This window comes from Arthrobacter sp. zg-Y179 (assembly GCF_020907345.1).
GTDB lineage: Bacteria > Actinomycetota > Actinomycetes > Actinomycetales > Micrococcaceae > Arthrobacter_B > Arthrobacter_B jinronghuae.
This window is the reverse complement of sequence record NZ_JAJJOB010000010.1, coordinates 149228-172281: the sequence shown is the minus strand read 5'-3', so window position 1 is coordinate 172281 and position 23054 is coordinate 149228. Positions and strand designations below refer to the sequence as shown.

General features: G+C 65.9%; 23 protein-coding genes. 14 read left to right on the top strand and 9 right to left on the bottom strand.

The window, feature by feature from the left end:
- Position 1: 1 nt before the first annotated feature.
- Positions 2–1297, bottom strand: coding sequence for a branched-chain amino acid ABC transporter permease (locus tag LOC56_RS12010; protein WP_229952786.1), 1296 nt, complete (start codon positions 1295–1297; stop codon positions 2–4).
- A 345-nt stretch (positions 1298–1642) separates the two neighbouring features.
- Between LOC56_RS12010 and LOC56_RS12005 the strand changes: the two genes are divergently transcribed.
- The 6 genes from LOC56_RS12005 (at position 1643) to LOC56_RS11980 (ending at position 7439) form a co-directional block, all read left to right on the top strand.
- Positions 1643–2485: a Bax inhibitor-1/YccA family protein gene (locus tag LOC56_RS12005; RefSeq protein WP_229952492.1), complete on the top strand. Its 843-nt coding sequence runs from the start codon at positions 1643–1645 to the stop codon at positions 2483–2485.
- Positions 2486–2624: 139 nt separating this feature from the next.
- Positions 2625–3335, top strand: a complete 711-nt coding sequence (locus LOC56_RS12000) for a GAF and ANTAR domain-containing protein (RefSeq protein WP_229952491.1) — start codon at positions 2625–2627, stop codon at positions 3333–3335.
- Positions 3336–3365: 30 nt separating this feature from the next.
- Complete coding sequence (locus LOC56_RS11995; protein ID WP_229952490.1) at positions 3366–4316, top strand: aldose 1-epimerase family protein; 951 nt, start codon at positions 3366–3368, stop codon at positions 4314–4316.
- A 66-nt stretch (positions 4317–4382) separates the two neighbouring features.
- Entirely contained in the window at positions 4383–5615 is a 1233-nt protein-coding gene (locus LOC56_RS11990) for an AI-2E family transporter (RefSeq protein WP_229952489.1), read from the top strand.
- On the top strand, positions 5612–6853 hold the full coding sequence (gene ilvA / locus LOC56_RS11985) for a threonine ammonia-lyase (RefSeq protein WP_229952488.1): 1242 nt from the start codon (positions 5612–5614) through the stop codon (positions 6851–6853). Before LOC56_RS11990 ends, ilvA begins: the two co-directional genes overlap by 4 nt.
- A gap of 4 nt (positions 6854–6857) precedes the next feature.
- Positions 6858–7439, top strand: coding sequence for a rhomboid family intramembrane serine protease (locus tag LOC56_RS11980; RefSeq protein ID WP_229952487.1), 582 nt, complete (start codon positions 6858–6860; stop codon positions 7437–7439).
- Between the two features lie 31 nt (positions 7440–7470).
- Here the strand turns inward: LOC56_RS11980 and greA are convergent, their stop codons facing one another.
- Both greA and LOC56_RS11970 read right to left on the bottom strand, forming a co-directional pair.
- Positions 7471–7962, bottom strand: a complete 492-nt coding sequence (gene greA / locus LOC56_RS11975; protein WP_227924248.1) for a transcription elongation factor GreA — start codon at positions 7960–7962, stop codon at positions 7471–7473.
- 223 nt (positions 7963–8185) lie between these two features.
- The gene (locus LOC56_RS11970) at positions 8186–8644 is read right to left on the bottom strand and encodes a DUF4307 domain-containing protein (protein WP_229952486.1); all 459 of its coding nucleotides are present in this window, start codon (positions 8642–8644) and stop codon (positions 8186–8188) included.
- A 57-nt stretch (positions 8645–8701) separates the two neighbouring features.
- Here LOC56_RS11970 and mca point away from each other — a divergent pair, with 57 nt between their 5' ends.
- The 3 genes from mca to LOC56_RS11955 are packed head-to-tail and all read left to right on the top strand — an operon-like array spanning position 8702 to position 12110.
- Positions 8702–9619, top strand: coding sequence for a mycothiol conjugate amidase Mca (gene mca, locus LOC56_RS11965; protein WP_229952485.1), 918 nt, complete (start codon positions 8702–8704; stop codon positions 9617–9619).
- Positions 9620–9670: 51 nt separating this feature from the next.
- On the top strand, positions 9671–9985 hold the full coding sequence (locus LOC56_RS11960; RefSeq protein WP_229952484.1) for a hypothetical protein: 315 nt from the start codon (positions 9671–9673) through the stop codon (positions 9983–9985).
- Between the two features lie 10 nt (positions 9986–9995).
- Positions 9996–12110, top strand: coding sequence for a thioredoxin domain-containing protein (locus LOC56_RS11955; protein WP_229952483.1), 2115 nt, complete (start codon positions 9996–9998; stop codon positions 12108–12110).
- On the opposite strand, the gene trhA is transcribed toward LOC56_RS11955, so the two are convergent.
- Positions 12107–12859, bottom strand: a complete 753-nt coding sequence (gene trhA / locus LOC56_RS11950; protein WP_229952482.1) for a PAQR family membrane homeostasis protein TrhA — start codon at positions 12857–12859, stop codon at positions 12107–12109. The genes LOC56_RS11955 and trhA overlap by 4 nt on opposite strands.
- A 184-nt stretch (positions 12860–13043) precedes the next feature.
- Between trhA and LOC56_RS11945 the strand changes: the two genes are divergently transcribed.
- The 4 genes from LOC56_RS11945 to LOC56_RS11930 all read left to right on the top strand — a co-directional run bounded on the left by LOC56_RS11945 (position 13044) and on the right by LOC56_RS11930 (position 16372).
- Positions 13044–13805, top strand: a complete 762-nt coding sequence (locus LOC56_RS11945) for an isoprenyl transferase (RefSeq protein ID WP_229952481.1) — start codon at positions 13044–13046, stop codon at positions 13803–13805.
- Positions 13806–13985: 180 nt separating this feature from the next.
- Entirely contained in the window at positions 13986–15302 is a 1317-nt protein-coding gene (locus LOC56_RS11940; protein WP_229952480.1) for a PhoH family protein, read from the top strand.
- Positions 15303–15363: 61 nt separating this feature from the next.
- Positions 15364–15897 carry a prepilin peptidase gene (locus LOC56_RS11935; RefSeq protein ID WP_229952479.1) on the top strand — a complete coding sequence of 178 codons (534 nt, stop codon included), beginning with the start codon at positions 15364–15366 and terminating at the stop codon, positions 15895–15897.
- A 4-nt stretch (positions 15898–15901) separates the two neighbouring features.
- Positions 15902–16372: an NUDIX hydrolase gene (locus LOC56_RS11930; RefSeq protein WP_229952478.1), complete on the top strand. Its 471-nt coding sequence runs from the start codon at positions 15902–15904 to the stop codon at positions 16370–16372.
- Positions 16373–16453: 81 nt separating this feature from the next.
- Here LOC56_RS11930 and LOC56_RS11925 read toward each other — a convergent pair whose 3' ends face one another.
- The 5 genes from LOC56_RS11925 to LOC56_RS11905 form a co-directional block, all read right to left on the bottom strand.
- Entirely contained in the window at positions 16454–18193 is a 1740-nt protein-coding gene (locus LOC56_RS11925; RefSeq protein ID WP_229952477.1) for an MDR family MFS transporter, read from the bottom strand.
- Positions 18194–18898 carry a TetR/AcrR family transcriptional regulator gene (locus LOC56_RS11920; protein ID WP_229952476.1) on the bottom strand — a complete coding sequence of 235 codons (705 nt, stop codon included), beginning with the start codon at positions 18896–18898 and terminating at the stop codon, positions 18194–18196. It lies immediately after the preceding gene.
- Positions 18899–19020: 122 nt separating this feature from the next.
- Positions 19021–20442 (bottom strand): class II fumarate hydratase, encoded by a 1422-nt coding sequence (locus LOC56_RS11915; RefSeq protein ID WP_229952475.1) that lies wholly within the window; start codon positions 20440–20442, stop codon positions 19021–19023.
- A 41-nt stretch (positions 20443–20483) separates the two neighbouring features.
- Positions 20484–21146 carry a carbonic anhydrase gene (locus LOC56_RS11910; RefSeq protein WP_229952474.1) on the bottom strand — a complete coding sequence of 221 codons (663 nt, stop codon included), beginning with the start codon at positions 21144–21146 and terminating at the stop codon, positions 20484–20486.
- Between the two features lie 63 nt (positions 21147–21209).
- Positions 21210–21803 (bottom strand): DUF4245 domain-containing protein, encoded by a 594-nt coding sequence (locus tag LOC56_RS11905; protein WP_229952473.1) that lies wholly within the window; start codon positions 21801–21803, stop codon positions 21210–21212.
- Between the two features lie 175 nt (positions 21804–21978).
- Between LOC56_RS11905 and glpX the strand changes: the two genes are divergently transcribed.
- On the top strand, positions 21979–23019 hold the full coding sequence (glpX, locus tag LOC56_RS11900; protein ID WP_229952472.1) for a class II fructose-bisphosphatase: 1041 nt from the start codon (positions 21979–21981) through the stop codon (positions 23017–23019).
- Positions 23020–23054 lie beyond the last annotated feature (35 nt).

Here is a 23054-nt window from a genome sequence, read left to right as displayed (position 1 = left end):
CCTAACCTATGCGCTCGCGGCGGCCGAGGAGTCCCTGCGGCCGGACCAGCAGGACAAGAATCATGATGACCAGGGCGCCCACGTATTTCAGGTCCGCCTCCAGCCAGAGGGTGGAGATTTCCACGAAGAGGCCTACCAGGACGGATCCGACCAGTGCTCCGAAGACCGTGCCGAGACCACCCAGGGTCACTCCGGCGAAGATCAACAGCAGGATCTGCTGGCCCATGTTGAAGGACACACCGGGGCGGTAGTACGCCCAGAGGATGCCGCCCATGGCGGCAAGGGCTCCACCGATCACCCAGACGAGCCGGATGACCCGGTCCACGTCAATGCCCGACGCCGCGGCCAGGGCGGGGTTGTCCGCCACTGCCCGGGTGGCCTTGCCGATCCGGGTGCGCAGCAGCAGGAGCGCGACCACCAGGATGACGGCCAGGCTGACGATCAGGGACACCAAGGTATTCCGGGGGATGGACACGGGGCCGAGTTCCAATATGGGGCTCTGGGAGCCCGGCAGCTGCTGGGTTCCGCCGCCGAAGAAGAACAGGACGGTGTAGCGCACTGCCACGGCGAGGCCGATGCTGACGATCATCATGGGCACCAGGCCGGTGCCGCGGCGTCGCAGCGGCTTCCAGATACCGGCGTCCTGCACGTAGCCAAAGGCCGCGCCGCCCACTACCGCCAGCGGAAGCGCGGCCCAGAGCGGCATGCCCAGTGAGGCGAAGGCGAAGGCCAGGATGGCGCCCAGAGTCACCATTTCCCCATGGGCGAAGTTGGTCAGGCCGGTGGTGCCGAAGATCAGCGAGAGACCGACGGCGCTCAGCGCCAGCAGGAGTCCGAAGCTCAGGCCCGCCACGGCTCGTTCGAGCAGCAGGGACCCGAAGCTTTCCTCCTGCAGCACGATGCCTTCACCCAGCAGGAACAGCGTGGTGATGTTGGTGGTGTTGGCGAAGGTGACGGTGCGCGGGTTCTGCTGGTCTTCCGCCAGGGCGACACCCTCCGGAAGGGTGGATTCGTCCAGCTCCACTTCATATGCGCCCTGTTGCGGGACGCCGATGGACCAGGAGCCGTTTGCCCCGGTGACGGCTTCGCCCTCGTACCCGTTGCCGGTCGCGGTGATTTTCACCCCCTCGAGCGGAGTGCCCTCATTCTTGATGACGCCGCTGATCCGGTCGGGGTAGTCCGCCCCGGGGGCGGGACTTGTGGATGACGGCGAGGCGTCAGACGTTGCAGTGGTTGCGGACGCGGCTGGAGCCGAGAGCAGCAGGGCAGCAAACATTGCTGCCACGGCCGCCAGCATCCCCAGATAACGGGTCAGCGCCGATGTTCTTACCAAGTTTTGAAACCTCCACGCAGGGCTGCGGAACCGAAAAAACGGCGCACAGGCGGGCAGATGTGACACGGGTCACCGATTGGAGAACATGCTACCCACAGAATGTTTCAGGCAATGACCTTTCTCCGGGTGTGCATGTCGCGATCGGGTAACGACTGGGTTGGTGCAAACGCAAGCCCGCGTTCCTCCGGGGCATCCGGCGGTGCCAAACCGTTATCTCCCGGCAGCAGTTCCGCGGGAATCTGCCGCCCCCTGTGCTCGTTGTACTTGGTAGGCTGGGCTGAAACAGCCCCCAGATGGAGGACAGATTCAATGGCACTTGGCGGAAATCCGGTATTCAACGGAAAGAACTTCCGTTCCCAGACCCGCGGCGGTACCGCAACGGGCTCCCTGGCAACAGATAACAGCTACATGACCCCGCAGCAGCTGCAGGATCTTTACACGGCCCCTTCGGCCAAGCCGTCGGACATGGGCCGCATGACCTACGACGACGTCATCATGAAGACGGTGTTCTGCCTGGCGATGGTCCTGGTGGGTGCCGCAGTTCCGACCCTGCTGCTGCCGGGACTGGGCGGCGGACTGATGATCCTGGGCGCACTGGGCGGCTTCGTCCTGGGCCTGGTCAACTCCTTCAAGCGTGAGCCCGTTCCCGCAATGATCCTGGCTTACGCCTTCCTCGAAGGTATGTTCCTCGGCGGTCTCACCGCTGTCCTGGACAACATGTACCCGGGCGTCGGCCTGCAGGCAGTGCTCGGAACCCTGGCAGTCTTCGCTGTCACCCTTGTGCTGTTCCGCAGCGGCAAGGTGCGCGCCACACCTAAGGCTGTCCGCTTCTTTATGATCGCGATCATCGGCTACGCGGTCTTCTCCCTGCTTAACGTCGGCCTGATGATCTTCGGCGGCGTGCAGGACCCGTGGGGCCTGCGGGGCAGCGTGGAGATCTTCGGCATCCCGCTGGGCGTCTTCATCGGCGTCCTGGCCATCGGCCTGGCAGCGTTCTCGCTCATCATGGACTTCACGTCCATCGAGCAGGGCGTCAAGGCCGGCACCCCGGAGCGTTACTCCTGGACCGCTGCGTTCGGCCTGACCGTGACGCTGGTGTGGCTGTACGTGGAGATCATCCGTCTCCTGTCGATTCTCCGAGGCAACGACTAGACGTTCCGGCAACGACACATCGGTAGTACTACCGGAAGGACCGTGCCTGCGGTCCTTCCGTCGTTTAAGGGGATGACTCTGGGCACCCTCCTTATACGGACGTAGCATGGCCGCTGGGGGACCGGGAAAGGGGGCTTCGATGGCCGAATCTGAGCGGCAGCCGGTGGTCGAGGAGCTCGTTGCCGCCCTGTTGGCCGGATCGGATACCGAGGTATTCCTGTCCGTTGCCGCCGGGATCGCTGCCCGACGGCTGGGCCTGTCTGCACCGGACGGCTGTGCGATCGCCGTGGAACGCAGCCGGCGGCCGCTGCTCACCGTCCGGACCCCGGGGTTACCGGCAGTCCGGGCGGAGCATGGTCCCGGCAGCCCGGGCGGGACGGTGCTGGGCGGCGGACCCGACGTCGTGGTGACGGACCTTGCCGCGGACCAGCACTGGCCCGCGCTCGCCGGGGGAGCCGATAACGGAATCCGGTCAATTGCCGCCGTCGCCCTGCCGTTGGAGGGGGACCGCGGGGTCCTCAGCTGCTATTCGGCGCGGAGACACGCGTTCGGCCCAGGCAAGATTGCCGGTGTGCGTGCGGTTGCCGCTGAAACTGCCAAGGTCCTCCGGCTGGCCCTGCAGATCGATGCGCAGGCGAACCGGGCGGCGAACCTCCAGGCCGCGCTGGAATCGCGGACCGTGGTGGACCTTGCGGCAGGCATCATCATGGGGCAGAACGGCTGCAGCCAGCAGGCTGCAATCGACATCCTGCGCAGTGTCTCGAACAGCCGTAATATCAAAATCCGCAATGTCGCAGCAGGTGTGGTTGCCGCCGTCAGCGACCGCGTCAACACGCATTTCGATGAGTGATTACCGGGCGCGCGGGTAAGATCGGGTGGCATGAACGCAACCGGCAGCGAACCGGTGGAGGCCCGCCCGGCCACCGGTCCGCAATATGAAATCAGCCGCGGCAGTGCCCGCGCCGTCATCGCCTCCCTGGCCGGCGCGCTGCGCCGGTACACGGTTGACGGCGTCGATCTGGTGCAGACGTATCCGGACGCTGCGATACCCCCGTCCGCCAACGGGGTGCTGCTGGCGCCGTGGCCCAACCGGACAGCGGACGGACGCTGGACCCTGGCGGGGAAGACCCAGCAGCTGGACATCACCGAGCCCTCCCGCGGGCACGCGAGCCACGGCCTGCTGCGCAATACCGGCTACACGGTCCGGGAACAGGTGCCGGGCGCCGTGGAGCTCAGCGCGGAAATCTTCCCGCAGCACGGGTATCCCTTCCACCTGCTGCACCGTGCCCGCTACAGCATTGACGACGACGGCGGTCTGCGGGTGCAGCAGAGCCTGACGAATGTGGGCACCGCCGCCGCTCCCGTTGCCCTCGGAGCCCATCCCTTCCTGCGGCTCGGCGACGTGCCGACCGAAGACCTGGTGCTCACGGTGTCTGCGGCCACCGTGCTGACCGTTGATGAGCGGCTCATTCCCAATGGCCGGCAGGAACCAACCGGAACGGCGGACCTCCGCGGCGGGGCCAGGGTAGGGGACCTGGCACTGGACAACGCCTACACGGACCTGTCGTTCGATGAGGCTGCCCCCGGCACCCACCGGCATACGCTCACCGCGCCGGACGGCCGAACGGTGAGTCTCTGGACCGGAGCCGAATGCGGTTATGTCCACGTTTTCGTCACCGACACATTCCCCGGGCAGCGGCGCGCGGTGGCCCTGGAACCGATGACCGCCCCGGCCAACGCCCTGAATTCGGGGGAGGGGCTGGCGTGGCTGCCCCCGGGCTCGGTCTTTTCCGCCCACTGGGGCATCCGCGCCCAGCTGGACCCGGCTTGAGGTAACAGCGCGGATAGGCACGTAAAGAGGGGTCCCTGCCCAAGCCCGGTATGGAAAGATGGCCCCATGAAACCCCATGCGCGACGCACAGCGGCGCCCCGCGTGCTGCAGGCAGCAGCGGCGAATTCCAACCGGAACAACGACGAGGTCCCTTTCGCCCTGCGGGTCAGTGCCGCCTGGGCCTGGCGCCTCGGCATTGTCCTGATCGTCGGCGCCGGGCTTATCTGGATCCTCAGCCACTTCTCGCTGCTGATCATTCCGCTGATGATCGCCGCCCTGCTGGCCGGGCTGCTGTCCCCGGTTTCGAGTTGGCTCCGGCGGAACCGGCTCCCCGGCGGTCTGTCGGTTGCTGTGACCATCGTGGCCTTCCTCGGCGTCGTTATCGCTGCCCTGACCTTGGTGGGACGGCAGCTTGCCCTCGGGTTCCGGGATCTCTGGGGAGAAACGCTTGCGGGGGTCCGCCAGATCCAGGGCTGGCTGTCCGACGGTCCGCTGAACATCACCGCAGGCGACATGGACTCGCTGTTCAACGAAGCCACGACCACGCTGCAGGACAATTCGGCCAACATCCTCTCCGGTGCCCTGAGCGTGGGCAGCAGTGCCGGCCACTTCGCCGCCGGCATCCTGCTGACCCTCTTCGCCTTGGTTTTCTTCCTGCTGGACGGCCGCCGGATCTGGGAGTTCACTTCCGGACTACTGCCGCGCCGGGCACGGCCCGCTGCCTACGGAGCCGGCATCCATGGCTGGGAATCCATGGTCAACTACGTGCGGGTGCAGGTGGTGGTGGCGCTCATCGATGCCATCGGCATCGGCGGCGGCGCAGCCCTCATCGGTGTACCGCTCGCCCTGCCCCTCGGGGTTTTGGTCTTCCTGGGCTCGTTCGTTCCGTTGGTAGGTGCGTTTGTCACCGGCTTCGTGGCGGTCCTGCTGGCATTGGTGGCAAACGGCGGAGTCAACGCGCTGATCATGCTGGGCATCGTCCTGCTGGTGCAGCAACTGGAATCCCACATCCTCCAGCCGCTGGTCATGGGCAAGGCCGTCTCCCTCCACCCCCTGGCCGTGATCCTGGCAGTCACTGGGGGCACCCTCGCCGCAGGGGTTCCCGGAGCCCTGTTTTCAGTGCCGCTGCTGGCCATCCTCAACACGATGGTCCGCTATATAGCGGCCCGCGGCTGGGAGGACGACCCGGCTATGGAACAGGAGGGGGAAGAGAACGACGACGGCGATAACCCTGTGTCGGGGGAACACGGTTCCGGCACGGTGGATACGTTGGCTACAGAGGAAGAGCACCGCAAATGACCGATCTGTCGCAGTTGCCCGTCACCCTGGACGATATCCGGGCTGCGGCGAAGCTCCTCGACGGAGTCATTGCCCACACACCCGTCGAGTCATCACGGGCCCTGGCCCGCGAAATCGGCTCGCCGGTTCACCTCAAATGCGAAAACCTCCAACGGGCAGGTTCGTTCAAGGTCCGCGGCGCCTATGTCCGCATGGCCAAGCTGTCTCCCGCGGACAAAGCCAGGGGAGTGGTGGCCGCCTCTGCCGGCAACCACGCACAGGGTGTGGCCGTAGCTGCGGCGCGCCTGGGTATTTCCGCCCGGATCTATATGCCGCAGGGAGTGGCGCTGCCCAAGCTGGCCGCCACCAGGGGACACGGCGCGGAGGTCGTCCTTCACGGCCATACCGTCGACGAGGCCCTGGGAGAGGCCCAGCGGTACTCCGACCAAACCGGTGCCGTCTTTGTCCATCCGTTCGACAACGTGGATGTGGTGGCCGGTCAGGGGACCATCGGACTTGAGCTCCTGGACCAGATACCGGACCTGGACACCGTGCTGATGGGGGTGGGCGGCGGCGGCCTGCTTGCCGGCGTCGCCGTCGCGATCAAGTCCCGTGCACGGGAACTGGGCCGTGAGATCCGGATCATCGGAGTGCAGGCGGAAAACGCTGCGTCCTATCCGCCGTCACTGGCTGCCGACGCGCTGGTACCCCTGACCAGGGTCAGCACCATCGCGGACGGCATCGCCGTCGGACGGCCCGGGCAACTGCCCTTTTCGATCATCCGTGAACTGGTGGACGATGTGGTGACCGTGAGCGAGGATTCCCTTGCCCGCGCACTGATTTTCCTTCTCGAGCGTGCCAAGATGGTCGTGGAACCGGCCGGAGCCGTGGGCGTGGCTGCATTGATGGACGGGAAAATCGACAATCCTGGAAACACGGCGGTCATCCTCTCCGGCGGCAACATCGACCCGATGCTGATGCTGAAGGTCATCCAACGGGGACTGGCGGCTGCGGGCCGTTACCTGGTGGTCCGCATCCTCCTTGACGACCGTCCCGGGTCGCTGGCCACCATTTCGCGGATCATCGCGGAAGCGGACGCCAACGTCACCGGAGTGGACCACACGAGGGTAGGAGGATCAATCAGCATGGGAGACGTAGCGATCACCATCAACATGGAAACAAAGGGCCACGAGCACTGCGAACTGGTGCTGAAGAACCTGCGCACTGTTGGCTTCCAACCCGTAGTGCTGGAGGGTTAAGCCGATGGCTGCCTCCCGTGCACGCACTGCCCTGGCCGGGTCGCTCCTGTTCGCCGCCGTACTCTGGGCGGTGTACCTGCTTACGCTGCTCTTCAAACCGGTCCTCTTTCCGCTGCTGGGCATCCTGCCGAGGCAGCTTGAGGGGCTCGACGGCGTGGTGTTCGCTCCGCTGCTCCACGGCGGGACGTCCCATCTCCTGGGCAACACGCTCCCCTTGATCGTCTTTTCGTTCCTGACGCTGCTGGAGGGGGTGCGGCGGTTCGTTTCGGTGCTTGCCATATCCTGGCTGTGCTCTGGAATCGGGGTATGGCTGTTCGGCAGCGGACTGACCGTGGGCGTCTCCGGTGTGGTGTTCGGTTTATTCGCGTATCTGATTGTCCGCGGCTTCTATAACCGCAATATCGGGCAGATCCTGCTCAGCGGCGTGTTGTTCCTGGTGTACGGATCCATTCTCTGGGGCCTTTTCCCCACCTCGCTGGGCGTCTCCTGGCAGGCGCACCTGTTCGGCGCGATGGGCGGCGTGCTGGCCGCCGTCGTGCTGCGGCACGACCGCCGCGCATCAACGCAAAAGCGGGCCCTCCCGTAGGAGAGCCCGCCACCACCGAACCGTGGAAAACCTACCCGGTGTAGGGCTTGGCAGAGATGATCTCGACGGAGATGTTCTTGCCGTTCGGTGCGGTGTAGGTAGTGCTGTCCCCGGCCTTGAGGCCCTGGATGGACGCACCCAGCGCAGACTTTTCGCTGTAGACGTCGATATTGCCGTCGCCGGCGATCTCACGGCTGCCCAGCAGGAAGGTCTCCACATCGCCGGCGACGCGGGCTTCCACCAGCATGCCCGGCTCCACGACGCCGTCGTCGGCCGGAGATTCACCAACTTGTGCACTTTCAAGGAGCTGCGTCAGCTGCCGGATCCGGGCCTCAGCCTTGCCCTGTTCCTCTTTGGCTGCGTGGTAGCCGCCGTTTTCCTTGAGGTCGCCCTCGGACCGTGCCTGCTCGATGCGGGCAACGATTTCCGTCCGACCGGGGCCGGACAGGTGATCCAGTTCCGCCTTCAGGCGGTCGTAAGACTCCTGCGTGAGCCAGGCGACAGATGCGCTGTTGGTTGACACGGGTATCTCCTTATATAAACGTCCGGGCCATCCATTGGTCCGGCATGGCTGAATGCCCGCCGGCCGGATTGGCCTGACAAGCAAAGACCCCGCCGGGCGGAGACCAACTGGTTTGGAATGTCTACCAAAGACCAGCCGGACACCTGGGCGGGGCATGTCGTAAGTTCCCATAGTAGTTTGCCCGCGCACATAACCCAATATGCGGGCGGGACGTCTTACGGGGCTAGCCCTCGTCCACTATCCAACAGGAGGAGACACCGCCGGTAACTGCCGGGGAGTCCGTGCGGAGTTCAACCCGCTGGGTGCTGCTTTCCGGAGCATCCGGACCCAGGACAACCGTCTTCCAGCCCACGACGGCGTAACTCTCGTTCAGCGCTTGAATGGCGCAGGCAGCGGTGCTTCCGGGCGATTTGTCGACCTTGAAATCCACCGCCACACGGCCGTCCTCCGGAAAGGTAAAGCCCACGTCCTTCGACGTGACCGTTCCGGTGGAGGCGGGGATGTTCATCCACGCCGCGGCCACTATGCCGGCGGCCACCGCGGCCGACGTGCCGATGATCCGCGCCCGCCGCGACAGGCGCCGCTTTGGCGCGCCGTAGCGATTGGCTAATCTGGACTCGGACGTGGAAACGTCCGGCTGATGGGGTGCCGACGTCTCGGGCTGACCTTCCGAAGTGCTCACAGGCCCATTTTAGCTTCTCGATTCCACCGTCGTTTTCCGCTTACCTCAGGAGTTGCCTTGTCTGCCCGCGAAAGCACCGATTCCCGGCCTACCGCCCCGCTGCGCCTGCTCGCGGTGCATGCCCACCCCGACGACGAGGCGAGCAAGGGCGCGGCCATGATGGCCTCCTATGCCGCCGCCGGCGTCGAAGTGATGGTTGCCACCTGCACCGGAGGGGAACGGGGATCCATCCTCAACCCCGGTGCCGAAGATGATCCCGCAGGCAAGCGGGATCTGGCCGGACTGCGCCGGCGTGAAATGGCCGCGTCACAGGCGGCCCTGGGAGTCCGGCACCGCTGGCTTGGATTCACGGATTCCGGGCTGCCCGAGGGCGATCCGCTGCCGGACCTGCCCTTTGGCTGCTTCGCCCTGCAGCCGCTGGAGCGGGCTGCGGCGCCCCTGGTGAAGCTGGTCCGCGAGTTCCGGCCGCACGTCATCATCAGTTACGACGAAAACGGCGGCTATCCGCACCCGGACCACATCATGGCCCACAAGGTCGCCGTGGAGGCGTTCGCCGCGGCCGGCGATCCGGAGCGGTACCCCGGGACAGGGGCCGCGTGGGAACCGTCGAAGCTCTACTACGACAGGGCCTTCAACCCGGAGCGGTTCCGTGCCCTGCACTTTGCCCTGGAAGAGGCCGGCCTGGAGTCCCCGTACGCGGAGCGGATCGCCGCCTGGCAGGAAACCGATGCGGAAGGCCACCAGCCGCCCGCTCCCACTCATGCGACCACCACGCAGATCGAGTGCGGCGACTTCTTCGAAGTGCGGGACGAAGCCCTGCGCAGCCACCGCACGCAGGTGGATCCGAACGGCTTCTTTTTCGCGGTCAGCCCGGATCTGCAGCGCAAGGTCTGGCCCTGGGAGGACTACTCCCTGATTGAGTCGCGCGTGGACACTGACCTGCCTGAAACCGACCTGTTCGCTGGCATACGATAGACCCTGGGAACGTAGGTTCCGCCGCAGTATTGGCTAAAAGAGAGATATACCGTGAACTTCCTGTACAGCCTGGCTACGGCCGCCACTCCGGCACCCGAGGAGTCCCTCGCACCGGGAGTTGCCGCAGAAGACGTCACCCCGGGAACCCTGGGGTTCCTCTTCACGCTCTTCGTGGTGATTGCGATCATCTTCCTGATCCGCGATATGACCAAACGCATCCGCAGGGTCCGTTACCGCGAACAGGTGCTGGCCACCCAGGAAGCTGCCCAGGAGAGCGCGGAGCGCGACGCCTCCGGAACCGCGCCTGCAAAGGGCACCCCCGGTGCGCCGGAGGAACGGGACACCACCTGGGACCACCTCCGGTAAGGAGAAAGCCATGGCTGAAAGACTGAGGGACCAGGCGTCGGCCTACCTGCGCCAGCATGCGGACAACCCCGTCGACTGGTGGCCCTTCAGTGAGGAAGCCTTTGCCGAAGCCCGGCGCCGGAATGTTCCCGTCTTTATCTCCGTGGGTTACGCGGCCTGCCATTGGTGCCATGTCATGGCGCACGAATCGTTCGAGGACGCAGCCACGGCGCGGTACCTGAATGAGCACTTCGTGTCGGTGAAGGTGGACCGCGAGGAACGTCCCGACGTCGACGCCGTGTACATGGCAGCTACGCAGGCGCTGACCGGCCAGGGCGGCTGGCCGATGAGCGTGTTTACCCTGCCGGACGGCCGCACCTTCTATGCCGGCACCTATTTTCCGCCCCGGCAGCTGCAGGGTATGCCGTCCTTCCAGCAGGTTATGGAAGCGGTTTCCTCCGCCTGGCGGGACCGCCCGGCCGAAGTCGAAGCAAGCGCCGCCCAGATTGCCGCACACCTTGCCTCCGCCCAGGCGGGAAACCGGCGGCTGATCGGCAGCCTGGAGGTGACGGCCGAGTCCGGTCCGCTCTCAGGCGAGGTGCTCGAGGCCGCGGTGGACGCGGTGCTCGAACAAGTTGACCAGCGTTTCGGCGGGCTGGGCGGTGCCCCGAAGTTCCCGCCGTCGCCCCTGCTGCGGTTCCTCCTGGTTTACGGATCCACTGACCGGCCGGCTGCCGGCGCCGCCGCGTCCGTGGCTGACCGAACCCTGGAAACCATGGCCCGCAGCGGACTGTACGACCAGCTCGAAGGCGGCTTCGCCCGGTACACCGTGGACCGGGCCTGGGCCATCCCGCACTTTGAAAAAATGCTTTACGACAATGCCCAGCTGCTGCGCCTCTACGCCCACTGGAGCCGTTCGGCGCCCTCGGAGGACCAGCGGCACCTGGCGCTGCAGGTGAGCGCCGATACCGCAGCCTGGCTGGCCAAGCGGCTGCGCGTCGAGGGGGGAGGATTTGCGTCCTCGCTCGACGCCGACACCCTCGTGGACGGGCACCGCCGGGAAGGTGCCACCTATGTTTGGACTCCCGACGAGCTCCGCACGGTCCTGTCCGGTTCCGGCGCCGACCCCGATGCGGTCCTGTCCCTGCTGGACCTGGAAACCGGCCGGATGGAGGACGGCGGGTCCACCCTGCACTTCGGGCGCGTCCTGCAGCCGGAGGAGGACCGGCTCTGGCAGCGCGTGCGGCCTGCGCTGCTGGCCGTACGGGACCGGCGGCCCCAGCCGGACCGCGACGACAAAGTGGTGGCCGGATGGAACGGCCTGGCCATCGCCGGCCTGGCCGACGCCGCCCTGGCACTTGACGATGCCGGAGACCCGGGGGAGAAGGCAGCAATCATCCTCGACCTGGCCCGGGACGCTGCCGGTTACCTGCTGCGTGTCCACTACCGGAACGGTCTGTTGGCGCGGGTGTCCCATGCCGGCACGGCCGCCGGCATCGAGGGCCTGCTCGAAGATTATGCCGGGGTCGCCGAGGGAATGTTTGCGCTCTTCGCCGCCACCGGTGAGGAACAGTGGTACCGCGCCGCAGAGGAGCTGGTACTGGCCGCAGAGCAGCGCTTCATCGTGGACGGCGTCCTGCAGGACACCGCTGTGCGCACGGACCAGCTGGCGGCCGCGCAGGGTTCGCTCTCGGCCGCCGATCCGATGGACGGCCCCACCCCCAGCGGCACAGCGCTTTTTGCCGGTGTGCTGGTGACTTACGCGGCCTATTCCGGATCCTCCCGGCACCGTGCCCTCGCAGAAGCGCTGCTGTCCCATGTTCAGCTGGTGGCGGCACGGGCCCCGCGCGCCGGCGGCTGGGCGATGTCCGTCCTGGTACAGGCGCTGGAGGGTCCCCGCGAACTCGCCGTCACAGGCAGCGATCCGCGGCTGGTGCGTGAGCTGCTTCGGACCGGGCGGGCCGCGGGCGGGCCCGCCGTGGTCGTAGCCAGCGGCTCCGGAGGGGAAACAGCGGTGCCGCTGCTGCGGGACCGGCCCGCGCCGGACGGCGGTGCCTTGGCCTACCTTTGCCGGGGGATGGTCTGCAGCCGGCCGGTGGCGGATCCGGAGGAACTGGCGGCCCAGTTCCGCACGCTGGACTCCTAGCCTGCCACCGCGCGGACGGCCATCATGATGGCGACGTAGTGGGCGGCGAATCCAGCCAGGGTAAAGGCGTGGAAGATCTCATGGAAGCCGAACCAGTCCACCGAGGGATTGGGCTTCTTCATGGCATACATAACGGCACCGGCAATGTACATGGCCCCGCCCACGCAGATGAGGATGGCGGCCGTCGGGTTGGTCCCGTAGAAATCCGGAATGTAGAACAGGGACGCGCACCCCAGCGCAATGTAGACGGGTGTGTAGAGCCAGCGGGGCGCGTGGAGCCACAGGAGCCGGAACGCGACGCCCACCAGGGCACCGGACCAGATGATCCACAGCAGCGTGACCGCGCTGTCCCGGGGCAGGAGGGACCACGCCAGCGGGGTGTAGGAACCGGCAATGACCAGCATGATGTTCGTGTGGTCCAGGCGCTTGAGCACCACTTTCACCTTCGGGGACCAGTTGCCGCGGTGGTAGACGGCGCTGGTGCCGAACAGCAGCACGCCCGTAAAGGCGTAGATTGCGGAGGCAATCCGGGTGTCCGTCGTCGGTGCCAGGACTACAAGGATGATCCCCGCCGCCAGGGCAAGGGGAGTGGCGCCGGCATGCAGCCAGCCGCGCAGCCTGGGCTTGATCTCCAGTTCTTCGGCTACTGCTTCAACGGCGTTTTCCAAGGGGCCGGGCGTGGTCCGTGATTCGGGGTCGTGCTGTGCGGGAACTCCCGGAGACGGGGCGGAAAATGGTGACGAATCCATAACGGAAATTCTAACCTACGTCCCGGTAAGTTACGGTCCGGTAAGCAGACGGCGGCGCAGATATGCGCTTCGGCGAGCCGAGCTAGCGGTAGCCTAAGAGAAGATTTTTATCCTATGGGCAGACCCGGGGTATGCGGGACCCTTGGCGGTCCCCGCTCCGGATCCCAGGCACGTGAGGCAAACAATGAAATTCCCCGGTGTTGTCTACGCCTACTATGAGCGTAAGCTGCGGCGGTCCCTTATCGGAGACCGTATCCCCGAACACATCGGGGTGATGGTGGATGGAAACCGGCGGTGGGCCAAACTCGCCGGGGCGCCGACCAGCGACGGGCACCAGGCCGGAGCGGACAAGATCCTGGAGTTCCTGGGGTGGTGCCAGGAGCTCGGGGTGCGGATGGTTACCCTCTACATGCTCTCCACGGACAACCTGAACCGCGATGCGGACGAACTGGAACCGCTGCTCGATATTATCGGCAACACCCTGGACCGGCTGGGTGAACAAGGCAACCTGCGGGTCCAGCCGGTTGGGGCACTGGAGATCCTCCCGTCGCGGCTGGCCAAACAGCTCACTGAGCTTGGCGAAAGCACTGGCGACGCCGACGGGCTGCATGTCAACGTGGCGATCGGTTACGGCGGACGCCGGGAAATCGTCGACGCCGTCAAGGAACTTCTGCGGGACGCCGAAGCCGAAGGCAAGGGCATCGCGGAAGTGACCGAGGAAATCTGCGACACCAAGATTTCCGAATACCTCTACACCCGCGGCCAGCCGGATCCGGAGCTGGTCATCAGGACCTCCGGCGAGCAGCGCCTCTCCGGCTTCCTGATGTGGCAGAGCGCCTACAGCGAGTTCTACTTCTGCGAAGCGCTCTGGCCGGATTTCCGGCGGGTCGATTTCCTGCGTGCCCTGCGCGATTACGCCAGCCGGCAGCGGCGCTTCGGCTCCTAGCGGCTTCTCCGCAGGGCCGGCAGGCCGGGAACGGCCGTGTCCTGCTGCGGGACTGCGGCCTGCGGGCGTACTTTGGTGCTACCGGCCCGGCTGAGGCAGCGGGCGGAACGTCCAACGCAACATCGGGATGGAATACATCCAGCGACCGGGGCCCTGGGGCGCCCCTGACGGGAGTTCCACGTGGCAGCTGAACAGCAAGTGCAGGAGCGGGCCAGCTTTGTGCTGGACACCTCGGTGCTATTGTCCGATCCGCGGGCGATCCTCCGTTTCGCCGAACATGAAGTGATCCTTCCCCTGGTGGTCATCACCGAACTGGAGCGCAAGCGCCAGGATCCCGAACTCGGGTATTTTGCCCGGAACGCGCTGCGGCTGCTGGACGACCTCCGGGTCCAGCACGGCGGGCTCGGGGCGCCCATCCCGTTGGGAGAGAGCGGCGGCACACTGCGGGTGGAGCTGAACCACATCTCCACGGACGTGCTGCCGGCGGGCATCCGGGGCAGCGACAATGACAGCCGGATCCTCGCCGTGGCCAAGAGCCTGTCCGACGGCGGCCGGAACGTGACAGTGGTGTCCAAGGACCTGCCCATGCGGGTGAAGGCCTCGGCGATGGGACTGGCGGCGGATGAGTACCGCAACGAACTCGTCCGGGATTCGGGCTGGACCGGTGTGGCGGAACTGGAAATCTCCGACGCGGACATGGCGCTGCTGTACGACCACCAGCCGCTGCTGATCCCCGAAGCCGCGGACCTGCCCGTCAACACCGGCACGGTGCTGATGGCCGGACGCTCCTCGGCCCTTGGCCGGGTGGGGGCGGATAAGCGGCTGCGGCTGGTCCGCGGGGACCGGGACGTCTTCGGGCTGCACGGACGCTCTGCCGAACAGCGGCTGGCCATCGACCTGCTGATGGACCCGGAGGTGGGCATTGTTTCGCTGGGCGGCCGGGCAGGCACGGGTAAGTCCGCGCTGGCCCTGTGCGCCGGGCTGGAAGCGGTGCTCGAACGCAGGGAACACCGCAAGGTGATGGTGTTTCGGCCGCTCTACGCCGTGGGCGGCCAGGAGCTTGGTTATCTGCCCGGCACGGAGTCCGAGAAAATGGGCCCCTGGGGCCAGGCGGTCTTCGACACCCTTGAGGCGCTGGTCTCCGCGGAGGTGGTGGAGGAGGTCCTGGACCGCGGCATGCTCGAGGTGCTGCCCCTGACCCACATCCGGGGCCGTTCACTCCATGACGCCTTCGTGATCGTGGACGAGGCACAGTCCCTGGAGAAGAACGTCCTGCTCACGGTCCTGTCACGGATCGGACAGAACTCCAAGGTGGTCCTGACCCACGACGTCGCACAGCGGGACAACCTGCGGGTGGGCCGGCACGACGGCGTGGCCGCCGTGGTGGAGACGCTCAAGGGCCATCCGCTCTTTGGACACGTGACGCTCACCCGCTCGGAGCGCTCGCCGATTGCCGCACTCGTGACCGAACTGCTGGAGGAAGGGCAGATCGGCTAGCTTGTCCACAGCCGCAGGCCAGGACCCCTGAACCGGGCGGGCCTCAGGCTACGGTGGTTCCATGGTGGGCATCCTGGCGGGCTATTGGGCAGCAGGCGCCAACGGTGAAGCGGGTCCATCCGTTGCCGTGGTGCTGCTTGGTGCGGCGCTCGTGTGGTTTGCAGCCGTCGCCGTCCGGCTGGCCGTGATCGATGTCCGTACCCGGCGCCTGCCCAACGCCCTGGTCCTGCCGTCCTATCCGGTAGCCGGGGCGCTGCTGGCCGGTGCGGCGCTGGCCGCCGGCGAGCCGGACCGCGTCGGCGCAATGCTGGTGGGGGCCGCTGCGCTGTGGATCGGGTTTTTTGCCCTGCGGCTGCTCAGTCCGGCCGGCATGGGCTTCGGGGACGTTAAGCTTGCCGGGCTGCTGGGCCTCTATCTGGGTTTCCTCGGCGCAGGCCACGTCCTGGCGGGGATAGTGGCTGCATTTGTTTTCGGCGGACTCTGGGGAGTGGCGTTGATCCTCGCCCGGCGGGGAACGGCGTCGTCAACGGTGGCATTCGGTCCGTTCCTGCTCCTGGGGGCCGCCGTGGCCATGTTGGCCCCTGCCCTACAGTAGAAGCATGCCTACCCCTGATTTTGTCCTGTCCCTGCGGAAGCGGATAGGACATGATCCGCTCTGGCTTCCCGGCGTCACGGCCGTGGTGTTCAACGCGGAAGGGCAGGTGCTGCTGGGCCGCCGCGCGGACAACGCACGCTGGGCCTTGATCACCGGAATGCTCGAACCGGGGGAGGAAGCAGGGCCGGGAGCCGTGCGTGAAGTGGAAGAGGAAACCGGCATCCGGGCCGAACTGGAGCACCTCATCCACGTCGGCGCCCACGGGCCGGTTACCTTCCCCAACGGCGATGTCTGCTCCTTCCTGAACCTGGCTTTCAGCTGCCGGTATGTGTCGGGGGAGGCGCGCGTGAACGACGACGAGTCCACCGAGGTGGGCTGGTACCACCTGGACGCCCTGCCGCCCCTGAGCGAACGGCACCGAATGCTGATTGACCTGGCCCTGACGGCCGACGGCGTGCCGGTCTTCGAACGCTGAGCCGCTGACCCCTCCCCGAACGGGAAAGGGCCGCCCCGCAGCAGCGGGACGGCCCTTTCGCCGGTTAAGGCAGCGAAGCCGCTACTTCTCCCGGTCGGGGTTCTCCGGAGCCGGCAGCGGAGGCTCTGAGGCTTTTGCCGGGCCGGCTTCTTTGGGGCCGGCTTCTTTGGGGCCGGCTTCCGCAGCAGGGCCGGCGGCCTGCGCACCGGTTCCCTTGAGTGCGGCCAGGCGTTCGGCCTCCAGCCGGTCCGCCTCCGGGCCGGCGACGGCTTCCCCGCGGGCCACCATTCCGGCGACGTCTGACAACGGGATCTGCTTCAGGAAGAAGGCCAGGACCAGCGCGATGACCAGGAACGGGATCAAATACCAGAAAACGGGGGCCAGCGAATCGGCATAGGCGGTGACAATGCCGTCCCGGATCGGTTCCGGCAGGTCGTTCATGACGGACGGCTGCAGGGTCGCGGTGGCCTCCCCGGCCGCGGAAGGATCGAAGCCGGCCTTGGTGAAGACCTCATTCAGGTTGTCCGAAAGGCGCGAGGTGAACATGGCACCGAAGATGGCCACGCCCAGGGAGGCACCGACCTCGCGGAAGTAGTTGTTGCTGGAGGTCGCGGTGCCGATCTGGTCCACGGGGACGGAGTTCTGCACCACCAGGACCACCACCTGCATGATGTAGCCGAGCCCGGCGCCGAAGACGAACAGCTGTGCGCAGATCACCCAGACCGGGGTGTCGGCCGAGAGGGTGGTCATCCAGAGCATGGCAGCGATCACCAGGGCCGCACCCATGATCGGGTACTTCTTGTAGGTGCCGTGCTTGGTGATGGCGAGACCCGAGTAGATCGAGGTACCCATCATGCCTACCATCATCGGCAGCATCAGCAGGCCGGAGACCGCGGCCGAGGTGCCGGTGGACATCTGCAGGAAGGTCGGCACGAAGGCAAGGGCGGCGAACATGCCCATGCCCAGGGTGAAGCCGATGGCCGTGCTGTTGACGAAGATCGGGTTCCGGAACAGGCTCATCGGGATGATCGGGTCCGCGACGCGGTTTTCCACCATGACGAACAGGGTTGCCGCGACCAGCATCCCGGCACCGAAGGCCAGGGTCAGCGGGTCGGTCCAGCCGCGCTCGTCGCTGCCGCCGAAGTCCGTGAAGAAAATCAGGCAGGTGGTGGCAATGGACAGCAGCACCACGCCGGCGATGTCGATCCGTTTGGTTGCCTTCTTGCTCGGCAGCGTCAGGGTGAAGAAGGCGATCAGGAAGGCAGCGATGCCGATCGGGATGTTGATGTAGAACGCCCACTGCCAAGTCATGTGGTCCACGAAGAAGCCGCCCAGCAGGGGTCCGGCAACGGCGGACAGACCGAAGATGCCGCCCAGCGGGCCGAGGTACTTGCCGCGCTGGTCGGCCGGCACAATGTCCGCAATGATGGCCTGCGACAGGATCATCAGGCCGCCGCCGCCAAGGCCCTGAATGGCCCGGAAGATCACGAAGCCCCAGAAATCGGTGGCGAAGGCACATCCAACCGATGCCGCAGTGAACAGGACAATGGCGAACAGGAACAGGTTGCGCCGGCCCAGCACGTCACCGAACTTGCCGTAGATGGGCATCACGATGGTGGTGGCCAGCAGATAAGCGGTGGTGATCCAGGTCTGATGCTCGACGCCGCCCAGTTCTCCCACGATGGTGGGCATGGCGGTGGACACAATGGTCTGGTCGAGGCTGGAAAGCAGCATGCCCGCGATCAGGGCGGAAAAGATGATCCAGATGCGTTTCTGGGTCAGCAGAAGCGGCCCGGAAGCACGCTCGGTGGTGGAGGTCATTTACGTGTCCTTGGCGGTATCGGCAGGGGCGGTGGATGCAGGGCGGTGGTCCGTCGGTTCGACGGAGAGTGGAGGCGCGGACGAAAACACGTCGATGGCCGCGTTGACCTCGGTGACGAGGATGCTGCGGTAGGAATCGGTGTTGGACGGATCGAAGAAGCGGAGCCCGGCACGCTGGACCAGTGCTCCGAGGACGGCAACGGTTGCCCGGACGCGTGGGTCATCGGCCGGCAGGGACTCCCGGGCAGCTACTAACCGCGCAAAGGTTTCCTCGGTCTCCTGCGAGCCGCGCATGGCCTTGGAGATGAGCCGGGGTTCGGCGCTGACAGCGTCCTTCAGCTGGGCCATCTCCGAGCGGGACATGGCCATGCGTTCGGTCATGCCGACGGCCAGGTCCACGAAGTCGGCAACCAGGGTGGGGGAGGTTCCTTCGCCTGCGGAGCCTGCTCCGCCGTCAATGAAGCGCTGAACCAGATCCTCGGGAAGGTCATCTGCGGGTGAACCCAGGATGGCATCTTCCTTGGCAGGGAAGTAGTTGAAAAACGTCCGGCGGGAAATGCCGACCTGTTCGCACAGCTGTTCGACGGTGAAGCCGTTGACACCGTTGGCGGCGGTCAGGATGCGGGCCTGTGCCGTGATGGCGGCCCGGGTGGCCGTCCGCTTGCGCTCCCGCAGTCCGCAGTCTCCTGTTGCACCCTTCGTCACGGAGTAGAGTTTTGCACTTGTGGTCCGCAGGTGCAAATTTCCGGTTGCCGGGCAAAACGAAGGAGCGCCCGGGGATCCGGACGCTCCTTCGGCGGGCCTGCCTTGCTGGGCAGCAGTGTCCGTTAGGCCTGCGGCGGCTTCGTCATGGACAGGACGTCCAGTGCCTTGTCCAGCTGTTCAACCGTGAGCTCGCCGCGCTCCACGTAACCGAGGTCCTCGACGGACTGGCGGATGGTCTTGCCTTCCTTGACCGAGTACTTGGCGATCTTCGCAGCGTTTTCGTAGCCGATGAACTTGTTCAGCGGAGTCACGATGGACGGGGAAGCCTCGGCCAGGTAGCGGGCGCGCTCGACGTTTGCTTCGATGCCGTCGATCATCTTGTCCGCCATCACGCGGGAGGAGTTCGCCAGGAGCCGGATGGACTCGAGCAGGTTCGCGGCGATCACCGGGATGCCCACGTTGAGTTCGAAGTAACCGAAGGTTCCGGCCCAGGCCACGGCGGCGTCGTTGCCCACTACCTGCGCGGCGACCTGCAGGACGGCCTCGGAGATGACGGGGTTGACCTTGCCCGGCATGATCGAGGAGCCCGGCTGCAGGTCCGGGATGGCAATTTCGCCCAGGCCGGTGTTGGGGCCCGAACCCATCCAACGCAGGTCGTTCGCGATCTTGGAGAAGGACACGGCGATGGTGCGCAGCATGCCGGACACCTCGACCAGTGCGTCGCGGTTGGCCTGCGCTTCGAAGTGGTCCCGCGCCTCGGTCAGCGGCAGGCCGGTGTCAGCTGCCAGCAGTTCGATCACGCGCTGCGGGAATCCGGCAGGAGTGTTGATGCCGGTGCCGACGGCGGTGCCGCCCAGCGGGACTTCGGCTACGCGGGGCAGGGATGCCTGTACGCGCTCGATGCCGTAGCGCACCTGTGCGGCGTAGCCGCCGAATTCCTGGCCAAGGGTGACCGGAGTGGCGTCCATCAGGTGGGTTCGCCCGGACTTGACGACGTCCTTGAATTCTTCGGCCTTGCGCTCCAGGGACACGGCAAGGTGCTCGAGGGCGGGGACCAGGTCATTGATCAGGGCGGACGTGGCGGCAACATGCACCGACGTCGGGAAAACGTCGTTGGAGGACTGCGAGGCGTTCACATGGTCGTTGGGGTGGACAGTGGTCTCGCTGCCGGCATCCTTCAGCGCCCGGGTGGCGAGCTCCGCGAGGACCTCGTTGGTGTTCATGTTCGAGGAGGTGCCGGAGCCCGTCTGGAAGATGTCGATCGGGAACTGGTCATTGTAGGTGCCGGCGGCGACGGCGTCGGCGGCCTTTTCAATGGCCCGGGCGCGCTCGTCGTCGAGTACTCCCAGTTCCGCGTTGGCGGTCGCGGCGGCCTTCTTGATCCGGGCGAGCGCTTCGATGTGCGAGGGTTCCAGCGTGGTGCCGGAAATGGGGAAGTTCTCGACCGCGCGCTGGGTCTGGGCGCGGTAGAGGGCGGAGGCCGGAACGCGGACCTCACCCATGGTGTCGTGTTCGATGCGGTATTCGGAGGTGTCAGAAGTCATGCCCCCAAGCCTAATCTCCGAAGGCGCCGCAGTGATAACCGCTACGTGGGCAGCGACGAACGCACGACGGCGGGATGCTCGAGGGCGCCGAAGCCGGAGACGAGCTCGGCGTTGCCTTCCGCCAGCCGGTAGGACAGGCCGATGACCGCAACTCGCCCTTCCTCCACTGCCGCGGAAATGAGGCGGGAGCTTTCCACCAGGCGTTCCGCGGTCTGCTTGGTGTGTTCAACCACCATGTCATTGACTTCGTGCAGGTCCTTGCGCTGCGCCGCCAGCACGGACGGAGTGATCCGCTCCACGAGGGTGCGGACGTACCCGGTGGGCATTTCGCCCGTGTCCACGGTGGCCTTGGCGGCAGTAACGGCGCCGCAGTTGTCATGGCCCAGCACCACAATGAGGGGCACGCCCAGCGTGCCCACGCTGTACTCCAGCGAGCCGAGCACGGCGTCGTCAATGACCTGCCCGGCGGTGCGGACCACAAACGCGTCCCCGAGACCGAGGTCGAAGATGATCTCGGCGGCGAGGCGGGAATCCGAGCAGCCGAAAATCACTGCAAACGGGTTCTGCCCCTCAACCAGCGAACTGCGTCGAGGCGCGTCCTGATTGGGGTGGCTGGCGGTGCCGGCTACGAAACGTTCGTTGCCTTCGCGCAGCTTCTGCCAGGCCTGGGCGGGTGTGATGATCTTTTCGCTCGCTGTTTCCACGCTATCGAGGTTACTCCTACGGGAACCGGTGGTGCCTACACGTGACGCCCGCAGCCGTCACGGTCAGTTGCCGCGCAGTTCTCGGACCGCGTGTTCGGCGAGCACATCGAATTCCGCCAGGTCGGCGGATCCGGTGAGGATCACGGTTTGCCCGTCGATTTCCCCGACCAGTGTTGAGTCCGCGTTGGAGGAATCGCGCAGCTCCCAGGAGACTCCGCCTGCCGGCCGTTCACCGGACACGGTCGAGTTGCCGCTGTGCTCGAAGATCCAGGTGGGATTGGCGGCGTTGGTCTGCGTCAGGGAGATGAACTCGGTATCCGGGGTGACATATCCGACTTCCCAGTTCGGGACGCCGTCGTTGGTCCCGGCGTTCCAGCGGGCGTAGTTGGCACTCCACCCATCCGGAAGCTCCAGAGCCAGCGGCTGGTAGCCGGCGTCTCCGGCAGCCTGGTTGGCAGCGGCAGCAACATCGACGTTGCGGGCCTGCATCTTGGGCGCGGGATTCAGCAGCACGGGCACCAGGCACAGCGCCAGCGTGAGTCCGGTGGCGATCAGCATGCCTATCACGGTGGCATTGGCCCGCTTGGCCTGCTTGGCGGTCAATACCGGCGTTACGGGTTCATCGGTCTGCTGGGGATCGGGCTGCGTTTCACTCACCCATCCATATTCTCTTATTCGGATGCGATGTCCTACTCCGAGTAACGGCGGCCGCCGAAATCTTTTGCCTGAGGTGGTGACGGGGGGCACGCAGACTATGATCGGACAAAGGCCACCCGCTTTTGGCGGTGTCCGCAGACGTTTACAGCAGAATTTCTACATCATAATTTCGAAGATGAGGTTTGACGTGTCCAAAGGTGCCCAGTACTCCACACTTTCCCCCGCATTGGCAGTCGGGGACTCCGAGCCGGACCGCAACCTGGCCCTGGAACTCGTCCGAGTCACCGAGGCGGCGGCCATCGCCGGCGGCCACTGGGTGGGCTTCGGCGACAAGAACGCGGCAGACGGTGCTGCCGTTGACGCCATGCGCTCGCTCATTTCCACGGTCCACTTCAACGGCGTGGTGGTGATCGGCGAAGGCGAAAAAGACGAAGCGCCGATGCTCTACAACGGTGAGCACGTCGGTGACGGCACCGGAGCCCTCTGCGATGTCGCGGTGGATCCGATCGACGGCACCCGCTTGACTGCACTGGGCATCAACAACGCCCTTGCCGTGCTGGCCGTCGCGGAACGCGGCACCATGTTTGATCCCTCGGCTGTCTTCTACATGGAAAAGCTGGTCACGGGACCCGAAGCCGCAGACATGGTGGACCTCCGCCTTCCGGTGAAGCAGAACCTGCACCTGATTGCCAAGGCCAAGGGCAAGAAAATCAACCAGCTCAATGTGATGATCCTGGAGCGGGACCGGCACAAGCCGCTGGTGCAGGAAATCCGCGACGCCGGTGCGCGCACCCGGATGCTGATGGACGGCGACGTCGCCGGCGGCATCGCTGCAGCGCGCGAAGGCACCGACGTCGACGCCCTGATGGGCATCGGCGGCACCCCCGAGGGCATCATCACCGCCTGCGCGATCAAGACGCTGGGCGGCGTCATTCAGGGCCGGCTGTGGCCGACCTCCGACGACGAGAAGCAGAAGGCCATCGACGCCGGACATGACCTGGACCGCGTGATGTCCACCAATGACCTGGTCACGAGCGATAACTGCTACTTTGCCGCTACCGGAATCACCGACGGCGACCTGCTGCGCGGCGTCCGCTACAAGAAGGACCGGGTCCTGACCCAGTCGATCGTGATGCGCTCCAAGTCCGGCACCATCCGCGTGGTGGACGGCGAACACCAGGCACACAAGTGGGAGTCCTACGCCCGCTCCAACTAGGCGCTGACGCAGGACCCGAACTGACAAGACGCAAT

Excerpts from the sequence above, each read along its gene's own strand:
- LOC56_RS12010 (WP_229952786.1), bottom strand. The coding sequence starts at position 1,297 with ATGCTGGCGGCCGTGGCAGCAATGTTTGCTGCCCTGCTGCTCTCGGCT.
- LOC56_RS12005 (WP_229952492.1), top strand. The coding sequence starts at position 1,643 with ATGGCACTTGGCGGAAATCCGGTATTCAACGGAAAGAACTTCCGTTCC.
- LOC56_RS12000 (WP_229952491.1), top strand. The coding sequence starts at position 2,625 with ATGGCCGAATCTGAGCGGCAGCCGGTGGTCGAGGAGCTCGTTGCCGCC.
- LOC56_RS11995 (WP_229952490.1), top strand. The coding sequence starts at position 3,366 with ATGAACGCAACCGGCAGCGAACCGGTGGAGGCCCGCCCGGCCACCGGT.
- LOC56_RS11990 (WP_229952489.1), top strand. The coding sequence starts at position 4,383 with ATGAAACCCCATGCGCGACGCACAGCGGCGCCCCGCGTGCTGCAGGCA.
- ilvA (WP_229952488.1), top strand. The coding sequence starts at position 5,612 with ATGACCGATCTGTCGCAGTTGCCCGTCACCCTGGACGATATCCGGGCT.
- LOC56_RS11980 (WP_229952487.1), top strand. The coding sequence starts at position 6,858 with ATGGCTGCCTCCCGTGCACGCACTGCCCTGGCCGGGTCGCTCCTGTTC.
- LOC56_RS11955 (WP_229952483.1), top strand. The coding sequence starts at position 9,996 with ATGGCTGAAAGACTGAGGGACCAGGCGTCGGCCTACCTGCGCCAGCAT.
- trhA (WP_229952482.1), bottom strand. The coding sequence starts at position 12,859 with ATGGATTCGTCACCATTTTCCGCCCCGTCTCCGGGAGTTCCCGCACAG.
- LOC56_RS11945 (WP_229952481.1), top strand. The coding sequence starts at position 13,044 with ATGAAATTCCCCGGTGTTGTCTACGCCTACTATGAGCGTAAGCTGCGG.
- LOC56_RS11935 (WP_229952479.1), top strand. The coding sequence starts at position 15,364 with ATGGTGGGCATCCTGGCGGGCTATTGGGCAGCAGGCGCCAACGGTGAA.
- LOC56_RS11930 (WP_229952478.1), top strand. The coding sequence starts at position 15,902 with ATGCCTACCCCTGATTTTGTCCTGTCCCTGCGGAAGCGGATAGGACAT.
- LOC56_RS11925 (WP_229952477.1), bottom strand. The coding sequence starts at position 18,193 with ATGACCTCCACCACCGAGCGTGCTTCCGGGCCGCTTCTGCTGACCCAG.
- LOC56_RS11915 (WP_229952475.1), bottom strand. The coding sequence starts at position 20,442 with ATGACTTCTGACACCTCCGAATACCGCATCGAACACGACACCATGGGT.
- glpX (WP_229952472.1), top strand. The coding sequence starts at position 21,979 with ATGAGGTTTGACGTGTCCAAAGGTGCCCAGTACTCCACACTTTCCCCC.